Source organism: Candidatus Neomarinimicrobiota bacterium (genome assembly GCA_034716895.1).
Taxonomy (GTDB): domain Bacteria; phylum Fidelibacterota; class UBA8477; order UBA8477; family JABMPR01; genus JABMPR01.
Map to the genome: position 1 here is coordinate 1 of JAYEKW010000169.1, position 9,989 is coordinate 9,989.

General features: G+C 46.2%; 9 protein-coding genes. 2 read left to right on the forward strand and 7 right to left on the reverse strand.

The window, feature by feature from the left end:
- Positions 1 to 434: 434 nt before the first annotated feature.
- From U9Q77_10690 to U9Q77_10720, 7 genes are all read right to left on the reverse strand, one after another.
- Complete coding sequence (locus U9Q77_10690) at positions 435 to 1,307, reverse strand: phosphatase PAP2 family protein (GenBank protein ID MEA3287824.1); 873 nt, start codon at positions 1,305 to 1,307, stop codon at positions 435 to 437.
- A gap of 84 nt (positions 1,308 to 1,391) precedes the next feature.
- Positions 1,392 to 3,272, reverse strand: a complete 1,881-nt coding sequence (locus U9Q77_10695) for a hypothetical protein (GenBank protein MEA3287825.1) — start codon at positions 3,270 to 3,272, stop codon at positions 1,392 to 1,394.
- 24 nt (positions 3,273 to 3,296) lie between these two features.
- The gene (locus tag U9Q77_10700) at positions 3,297 to 4,100 is read right to left on the reverse strand and encodes a M55 family metallopeptidase (GenBank protein MEA3287826.1); all 804 of its coding nucleotides are present in this window, start codon (positions 4,098 to 4,100) and stop codon (positions 3,297 to 3,299) included.
- Between the two features lie 123 nt (positions 4,101 to 4,223).
- On the reverse strand, positions 4,224 to 4,844 hold the full coding sequence (locus tag U9Q77_10705; protein ID MEA3287827.1) for a methyltransferase: 621 nt from the start codon (positions 4,842 to 4,844) through the stop codon (positions 4,224 to 4,226).
- A gap of 133 nt (positions 4,845 to 4,977) precedes the next feature.
- Positions 4,978 to 5,511 carry a hypothetical protein gene (locus tag U9Q77_10710; protein MEA3287828.1) on the reverse strand — a complete coding sequence of 178 codons (534 nt, stop codon included), beginning with the start codon at positions 5,509 to 5,511 and terminating at the stop codon, positions 4,978 to 4,980.
- Positions 5,512 to 5,742: 231 nt separating this feature from the next.
- Entirely contained in the window at positions 5,743 to 6,552 is an 810-nt protein-coding gene (locus U9Q77_10715) for an alpha/beta hydrolase (GenBank protein ID MEA3287829.1), read from the reverse strand.
- Positions 6,553 to 6,930: a hypothetical protein gene (locus U9Q77_10720; GenBank protein MEA3287830.1), complete on the reverse strand. Its 378-nt coding sequence runs from the start codon at positions 6,928 to 6,930 to the stop codon at positions 6,553 to 6,555.
- Positions 6,931 to 7,032: 102 nt separating this feature from the next.
- Between U9Q77_10720 and buk the strand changes: the two genes are divergently transcribed.
- Positions 7,033 to 8,172 (forward strand): butyrate kinase, encoded by a 1,140-nt coding sequence (buk, locus tag U9Q77_10725; GenBank protein MEA3287831.1) that lies wholly within the window; start codon positions 7,033 to 7,035, stop codon positions 8,170 to 8,172.
- Between the two features lie 163 nt (positions 8,173 to 8,335).
- The coding region (locus U9Q77_10730; GenBank protein ID MEA3287832.1) for a prolyl oligopeptidase family serine peptidase at positions 8,336 to 9,989 on the forward strand (1,654 nt) is incomplete at its 3' end.

Genomic DNA, 9,989 nt, shown 5'->3' on the forward strand with positions numbered 1-9,989 from the left:
GTTGGGGGTTGGAGGTTAGGGGGTTGGGATGAAAGGTCCCTGAGTGATCTGAGTGTAGCGAAGATCGTATCGAAGGGACCGGCCCCTTCGATACGATTGCTCCGCAATCACTCAGGGACCTTTTTCCACTGTGCTAATAAAAACCATCTTCGTGCAATTCGCGTAATTAGCGGTTTCCAGTTTTCTATTTTCCAGTTTCAAGTTTGACGGCCTCGCAAAAAAGTATTTAAGAAACCATGAAATATAACCTAAACTCAATAAATACAGCTAGATGATGAGTGTATAGCTATATTCTTTATTATCAACACTTTGCGTCTCTGCGCGCTTTGCCTGCCCGCACGAAGTTATACGCAGGCGGGCGAGGGGTCGTTTTTGCGAGATCGTCAAGTTTCAAGTTTCAAGTTTTCTATTTTCTATTTTCTACCCGTCTTTGCCTATCGGCTACGCCCGGCAAGTTTTCTATTTTCAAGATTCCACCCGAAATGACAAAACAGATACGGTGCACCATAGCTGATCCAGCCACCTAACAAAGCATAGCGAATGAATGTGGCCATATCTGTGGCATATCCGATCGATATAAATACCTGTTTCAGACCGATCCAGATCAAAATGATCCCGACAAATCCGAGGACAATTTTTGACAGGACCAAACTCGTTCCCGGCTTAAAGCTACAGGACATATACTTTTTCTCATGTAGATAACCAGTCAGAAAACCGATAAAGGTGGCTCCGCCTTTTATAGCAACCGCTGAAAGCTCCGGGGTCAACATGAAAATGCCCATAAGCAACACAAAGAGAATCACACTTTGGCGAGTAGGTCCAAGGTAAAGCCAGCCCGGAGGTTCAAGTTTTAAGAGCCAGGCATAGCTAAAGAGTGTTATCAAGCCAATGGCAAATCCGCCAAAGACATCGGATGGGTAGTGTACTCCCAGATATACTCTGGAAAAGCCAACTCCGGCAATCAGAAGGGCGGCAATTGCATAAGCGCGCTTGTCTTTGAGCTCCCAGGCCAGCCAACCCCACAGCACCATGGCACCCTGGGAATGTCCACTGGGAAATGACCAGTCATCAGCATGAACCAGATGTTCAATGACATCTGGACGGGGAATTTCAAAGATTCCTTTGATAACCGCATTAAGAACGAAGGTAAAAAGTAGAACCATCCCGGTGCGACCCATGACATCTTTGCGCCATAACCAGTAAGCCAATGGTAGGAACAGGAGAAAGAATTCTTCATCACCCAAAAAAGTGAATATCTTCATGATCGGTGTCAGCCACTCAGCTCGAATTGATAATACCCATTCCATACAACCCTCCTGTTCAAATTCTTAGATGTTATAATATAAACCTGTGAAGACACAATGCATTGTGTCTCTACATATATTGAATCGCTACAAGTTCCACGACAATCGCCACTGATAACGCCAAGCTAGGGACGCTTCGCCCTCCAGCGGATGGGACTGCCAGATCGGAAAATAAAGACCTGCTGTAAATAGTGATTTGTGTTCGAAACCAAATCCAGCTGCATGGTGTGGACTGGCTTCACTAAGAGAGATACCTGCCTGATCATGGATCATACTGCTGGCGAAAAGCTTCACCTGGAACCACGACACCCAGTAACCACCAGATATGCTCACGCCCACATAATTTTTGGGCTGCCCGGTTATCCTGGATTGTCCTCTAAATTTTGGCAGGGCTGCCAGGTTATCCTGCCAGGCATAATCGTGGGTGAATTGGTATGGAACAGGTGTGCCTACAGATTGTGAACCCGCCTCTATTTGTAGCCCTCCAGATAACCAATTCCAGAAAACGCCTGAAATATCTACCTGAGATTTCATGAGAAAAAAAGTTTCCAGGGATTCTCGGCCAGTTGCTGTGCGCAGGTTCCAATAAAGCCGATCCCCATAGCGCGTCAGGGAAAGTCCCGTGTAGGAAGCTTTAATGATACTAATAGACTGATCTTTCTGCCAGATCAAAGAATCGGCATACTGGTCCTGTTCATACCTGATGTGCAAACGCTGGTACCGTAATTTGGGTCCCTGGATCAGAAACCGTTGTTTCCCAACATATTTAGTAAGACCAAGACTCATTCCATTCCAATCGGTATAGGTGTGCATACGAAAGTTGGCAAATAAGCGCTTCTCACGAGAAAGTGGATGTGCATAACTCAGTCGTCCTCCCCAACTGTGTGAAGCATCCATGGGTAGGTATGAATTCAACTCCAATGATATCCGATGCCGATAATCACTGGGATAGGCAGGCCAGAGATCCATACCAAAACCGGAGTTCAACTTCAAACTGTAACGTTTATTACCATCCCAGTCTGACCAGGAGCCGGGGCTGATCGTAATCCGGAAAAACTCCCAATCTGGTAAGGCAACAAATGGTTGGACATAAATATTGCCTTTGATCCTGGGCCATTTATTGTTGTATCGGTAATATTCTGCCAATTTGTGATCCGGATCGAGGATGATTCTGGTATAGTCCTGTCCTATCACGGTAAGTGGCATAGCCTGGCCAAGAGCATAGTTGTAAACCGTACTATCGCCTGACCCGGTGATCATGAGAACATCACAGGGAAATGACCAACTGCCCTTCTGTTTCAGAAACACATCTGTTGAATCACCTCGCCGTCTCACTTTTGTCAATTCAACATCCATCCAGGTGCCACTTGATAAAGCTCGGCTAAATTGTAACCCCAGATCAGCTCCACATAAGCGACTGACCTGTTCAGACAGTTCGTTCGTGATCTCAGCAGGGTCATTTACACCGGCTATTACCGCCGTGACGATCGTATCAAACAATTGCTCTCCGACCGTACTCTGAAGCATCCGTAAATGACTTGATCCTGCCACCTGAATGATAAATTTTTCCTCCGTACGCAGCGATCCAAAAGGACGATCTTGTGATATTGACATCAGATCTCCGTAGGAAAGTGCTCCGCCAGCCAGTTCCATCAGAGTACGTGGGGTTAGATATTTTAAATCACCCCAGAGTCCGGGAACCAGTGTTTCCAAGGTCGGGAAAGGTCGGAGATCACTTCGGCCGTTGTTCATGAGTATCAGCATGGCGTACGAGCTAAAGAACCAGGATCCCACGTCCGGCTCAGCGCCATGCCAGCCACTGAGAGTGCGTCCTATTTCATCCATCTCATTGAGATACTCACCCAAGGGATTTTCGTCTTTTGGAGAATTTACTTCCAGGTTGTTTTGGGCACTTAGAACTATCTGCGCCGTGAAAATAAGCAGCAGCAGGAGCAGCGTGATCCGCATCAGTTAACCATCTTTACTGTCGATTTAGTATGCGAATAGGTTAAATCTCATCAGCTCAAAATAGTCAGTGGTCCTGAAACCGACTGTTAATGGATCGATCATAATTGCACCGGGGTAAAAAGCTGCCCGGTAGGTATCCTGATGCTTTTTAAACTCGATGGAAAATTCCAGATCCTGAGGAATTGTTAACAATCCTGCCGACAGATCTCCACTCAAAGCCTTAGCCACTCCCGCATTGATCATTTTTATGCTACGGGCAGGGTGCTGAGTGATCACTGAATTTCCTTCACCCCGGATGGTTGCCACGGTTTCAATGGTAGCATTTATGCCTTTCACTTCTTCACACAAACCCTGATCTCCGGCAACAAACACAGCTGGGACACTATAGTAAGCAGCGGCTAAAGCGTGCAGATAAAATTCTGACATATCCTGACCATTTAATGTCATTCGGGTGATCCGGGAAGATGACATGGTGTGGGCCAGTACATTTGTGTTTTGTCCTGCCCGGGAATGATATCCAATAAACAGTATCGCATCAAAACTGTCATCTAATTCCTGGATCATGGAAAGCGGATGACCTGCCCAACCACGGACCACCCTGACCATCTCTGGTAATTTATCCAGGATCAGATTGCGACCCGAATCATGGGCGTCTTTGATCAGAATCTCGGTTGCTCCAGCCTGGATGGCTGCTTCTGCTGCTGCAGCTACTTCAGCGGTCATCTGTTTCTGAAACCAGGCATAATCATGGGGATAGCCCTTGTCCGTCTCGTTCCAATTACCGATTCCTGTGATACCTTCGATATCTGCCGATATAAATACTTTCATACTGATTCCTCACTTTAAGAGTAAGTAAATAATTTGCCGTTTGGCTCGGTTCTAAATAAACATATTGAATTGAATAAATGCATTAAATAATTCCCGCTATATCCCAGTTGCCTGATAAACTGATCAGTTAGGCTTCGAAGGGAATAGCGTTCCCGGCACTCGTCGACAATATTCAGAGAATGCAATTGGATAGGCCAGGTTCAGCTGAGCTTCCTCTTTTGGGATCAGCTTCAGAATGAGAGAGAGCATAGTGAGAAACATGAAAGCCATAAGTATTGAAACGAGAATCAGGGTTATTCCAAACAAGACCAACAGCGCTGAAATGTACATTGGATGCCTGATTAATTGATAAGGACCATGCATGGTAAGATAATCAGTTTGAGTGGGTTTGACTCCGGCAAGTCGAAAGCTTCGCCGCAAGGAAAGGCGGCTCCAGAGCAAGAATAGGCTGCCAAACAAAAAAATAATGATGCCTACGATCTCAAGTCCGACCTGCAATGATGTTGAAGACAATGTTAGGCTGATAAAATCGGGGATTTGATTATTGTTGATCAACAGCACACCACAAATGGGAATAATGATCATAAAGAACAACAGGTTCATGATATTGAAGGTCCAACCAACCCACCCACACTCTGGTCGTTGCAGTCGAATCGATCCCGGTGCCAGAAGGAGGGTTCCCCCCGTAACCGCAGATACCAATAGGATGATGATCCCTAAGCCGTAACTGATCTGTGCTAACATGTGGCTATCAAACGTCCCTTCGCCTGTGGATTACCCGATCAGAGAAGGGGCAAATAATATGCCGTTAGCAATTCTTTATTAAAGTTTTACTCAGGAGAAATGAGTTTGAGCCCGTTGTATTAGAAATCAGGGCTCAAAACAGAAAATCAACGTCCTTTTCAGACATTTCGAAGGGGATGGGACTAAACAGGCTCACCTGGTAAACGGTCTGTCCCAGTACTCCTGTCACAGGTTCTTTCACCAACCTCAACAATACTGAAGTTCCATCCTTGGCTTCATACGCTTCAGCATCAACTTGAAATGCATGTCCATATTTTTCAAAATAGGCCTGCTTAAAACGTTGCGCATCATAAGGATATTCAAAGCTATAAAGAACCTCAATAGAATGGATGGAGACCTTTTCTACACCCTTGAGATTGAACCAGATGTAGATCTTGGCAATCCCTTTTTCAGCGATACGGTAGGAGAAACCCGAAAGCTGTCTATTGTCTGTATAGTTTGTTTTGGTTGCACTCTTTTTTTCCTTGAAGACGGTTTTAAGAACTGAATCTACCTGGGCTGTTGACATAGACCAATTCAACCCCCAGTAAACATCTGGTGTTTGTGCAAGTGTCGTTGATATGAACCCTATCAATAAGAACGAAGTCACTAAGATTCTATTTTTCACTGCGAGCCTCCTTAGGGTTAAATGCCATCCAACGGTACGATGCGGATACTCCAGGTAATGAATCTTCATGGTAACCTGTCCACTATCCGTCGAGCTTGAGAAAGGCAGCTAAAAATATGCCTCAAGATATTTTCCGCAAGCATTCATTCCGAACCAGATCTCAACCTGGTGCCATGTAATCCTGTGTTGTTGCAACCAGATCAGGCTGTTTTTGCTGTCATGCAATTGGTATTAGTAGCGGTGGGGTTTCCCAACATGCTGATCCAATACCCAGGAAACAGACCAGTTGTGACCCAGTCGATGACCATCCATAGTGGGTGGCAATTCCTGGATGTACTTAAAATCCAGATCAATATCCTGAGGGTTAATTGCCAGCTCCCGGAAAGCACCATCCTGGGCATGCACTGTCTTGTGTTGGATCACTTGAACTGACCGTTTCCATTTTGGATAGACGAGTTTATCATCGGTATCATACTGCAAAGACCCACATTGATCCAACAATCCCGGGAATCCACTTAACGGTGCTGCGATGATATGGATCTCGGTATCAAATCCAGCAAATTCTGAGGCTGCATACATCACCACAATGCCACCATAGGAATGTCCGAAAATGAGTACTCTCCGGTATGAACCGGTTTTAACCATTGCATTTATTTGAGAAGCCAGATGTTGAGCTACTTGATCAGGACAACGGTCCCAATCATACCGATAAAAGAAGAGGGAGCCATAGTGATCTGCCAGATTCTTGATCCCGGTGATCCATTCATAACCCCTTGATTGATAACCATGAACGGCTATCACCAAGACGCTATCGTTGGCTTGATCTCCGTTACGCAATTCTATCAAACCCAGGGGACTTTCCATCAGCCGCAAGCCGGCACTTCTGATCTCAGTCCCTTCACCCAAGGTATTGATGTCCAGGCTAGCTCTAGGTTCCCCGTCCATGGATGGATCGCCAGGTGCATTTCCGACACACCCAACGATGACCAGTAGTGAAACGACAAGCATTGAGTAGCTGGACAGCCTTCCTTGAAACAACATTTAAACTCCGTTCTTTTTATAGTGAAGGCCTGCTCGAAGTACTGCCAACCCCGGCAAGAACAACGTAAGCAGAAAGACAGATGCCATGGCAACACCGCTATTGATCATCCCCAGGACACCCGTGATCATAAGCACGAAACCCAACAGAAAGAAACTAAACTGTAGTAATTGTGTGGTTTTGGGGTCGGTCAATCTGGCTCGGAATATGAACATAAGCGTCATCGCACCCAGAATAATATAAAAAGCGCTAAATGTGATCCAGGTCTGCGCCTCCAGGTCTGCTGATCGAAATGCAAATAATGCAGTCAATAATGATATTATTCCAGCCAGCATAAGATGCAGAGCAGGATGAAACCATTGAGTTGTTTTCCTCATCATATTCATACATTCAATATAGATGGATAGAATTGTCCCTCAACCATATTTGCTGATCGTTCTTCCATGTTTAACCCAATTCTCCAAAAACTTATTCCGTGCTTTATGCTTACTTCAACTTATTTTCCCGCCAACATGAAATCAGATGACAGCACACGAGGTAGTGGTCACATACTGGTCATTAATCCAGGCTCCACCACAACCAAATTGGCAGTTTATCGCTTTGAGTTAGCCCGGAAAGCTATTGAATGCCTGCACCAAGACACCATTGACCATACTGGAAACGAGCAATTCAGATCAGGTCGAGTCCTCGATCAATTGGAGTTGCGCCTGCAAGCTGTTGGACAATTTCTTGAAACAGCCCGGATCATTCCCGACCTGATCATGGCGCGCGGTGGTCCGCTACGCCCTTTGCCGGGTGGTATCTATGCAGTTGACCAGACCATGATCGATGACCTGCGTTCTGCGAGATATGCTGATCATGCCAGTAACCTGGCTGCCTTGATCGGGGTTGGACTCAATTCAAATGGAAAGATCCCAGTCTATATTACCGATCCCGTCACTACTGATGAATTTGAACCCCTGGCAAGAATTTCCGGAGTTCCTGGAATCGAAAGAAAATCCCGCAGTCACGCCCTGAACATCAAAGCCAGTACCCGCCGACTTTGCCAAAAATTAGGCAGATCAATCGATGAAAGTCGCTGGGTAGTATGCCACATGGGTGGTGGTATCTCAGTAGCTGCCTTGAAAAATGGACGCATTATTGATGTGAACGATGCGCTCCTGGGTATGGGACCTTTCAGCCCGGAAAGGTCTGGGGCTTTACCCAGCTCGGGATTATTGGATCTGGCTTACTCAGGTGATCATGACCGACAGGAACTGGAAGCGCTGCTCTCCAAACACAGTGGCTTGGTTGGATATCTGGGTACTGCAGATCTACGGAAAGTTGAAAAACGCATTGCAGCAGGTGATGAGCATGCCCTATTGATCTTTCAGGCCATGGTCTACCAGATAAGTAAAGAAATAGCTGCCATGGCTTCTGTTTTGGAATTTAACCTGGACGGTATCCTTTTAACTGGAGGAATGGCTCGGTCCACTTTACTTTGCGAATCAATTTCAACAAGGGTTCAGGCTGTGGCAACCATCCATGTCGAAGCAGGTGAAAACGAACTTGAAGCTTTGGCTGAAGCAGGTTTACAACTACTGCTAGGTAATGAGCCTGAAAAAAGATACAGCCAAAATTGATCTGGCTATATATTAAACCGGCGAAGGTTAGTCGCAAATTCCATTCATGAGCTCAATTCCTGTTAGCCCTTCGAGAGCCTCAGGGAGACGAGTTTTGCTGAGGCTCAAAGCATCATTCTGCACGACTAATCGCTGCCACCTTAACAGGAGAACAATTTAGACCATGCGATTAACAATTATTTTGATCCTATTATCTGCTTTGTCTCTGGCACAAAGTCCACGAGATATTAATGCCCGAGACCTGATCTCCTTTCCCAGTATTCGCAACCTGGAATTACACTCGGCGAGTCAGACTATCATTTATGAACGACGCGAAGCCGATCTGAAAGCCAACACTTACCGCAAACAGCTCTGGAAAATACAAACTGATGGAACCCAAAATCGACAATTCACCTATAGCTCGGGGAATGAATGGGATCCACAACTCAGTCCAACTGGACATTGTGTGGCTTTTTTCTCTGATCGACCAGATGATCTGGATAAACCAGGTACCCGGATTTGGGCTATGGCGATATCTGGTGGCGAAGCTAAACCTTTGACTGGATCTGAACGTGACATACTGGATTTTAAGTGGAGCGCTGATGGGAATTATATCTATTACCTCACCCCTGAGATCAAGGCAAAACAGACGAAAGCCTGGGTCACAGAACGCGAGAAATCCGGCTTCGATGCTATTGATAGAACCGCTGAAAGACCAAAAATAGAGGTCTGGATGGTTGATAGGATCAGTTGCAAGCATGAGCGACTATTCATCGGAGATCCGGGAATATCGTCTTTTGATATCGATCCCCGAGGGGAAACACTTGTGTACAGCACCAACTACACGGGTGATGACAACGACTGGGTGGAAACAGATATCTTCCTGTTTTCGATCCCTGATAGTAGCGGACCAAGGCAATTAACTTCAGCAAAGGGTGCGGAGAATACTCCCCTCTTTTCTCCAGATGGTCATCTTATCGCTTATGAACGCCCCCAGGATGCCCGAAAACCCTTTTCCCAGAACGAGATCGAAACCATTACCGTAAGAGGGAATACGATAAAACGCATTACCCGGGATCTGGATCTGAATGTTGGCGCCTTTAAATGGTATTCTGATCAAGCACTGCTTCTAGAGATCAACCAAGGCATGAATAATCACCTCTATACTGCCTCGTTAAACGGCCAGACCACCGAGATCAGTGGTGGTGCGTCATATTTCTTCCGCAGTGCTGTAGATCCGGGATCAGCAGGTATTGCGGTAGTCAGACAGTCTGCCACCAGTTTGAGCGAGATTGTTTATTCAAAGGGACCCGGGCATCCCTGGGGTATCCTGACCGATCAAAGCGCTGCGCTGGAAACGTTGCAGATCCATCCTCAAACAGCCTATCACTGGCAAAGCAGGGATGGCCGTTTCAATCTTCAAGGTTTGGTGGTTCTCCCACATTTCTCAGGAAACGACCCCTTGCCTCTCATCGTGGATATTCACGGTGGTCCAGCTGCTCGGACTGATATTGCGCTGGAACAATTTGCCATGTATCAAGCCTGGGCTTCTCAGGGATTTGCGGTTTTTTCTCCTAATTTCAGGGGCAGCACAGGCTATTCAGCAGTATTCCAAACGGCAAATTACCGTGACCTGGGTGGCGGTGATTATCATGATATCATGTGCGGTGTCAAGGATCTGATCCGGCGGGGCGTTGCTCATACCGACAGCCTGGTGATCATGGGCGGTTCCTACGGCGGCTACATGACAAATTGGGTGATCACTCAAACAAACCTGTTTGAAGTGGCCGCAAGCCGTTATGGGATCTTTGACCTGAAAAGTGATTTCTCCAACTCCA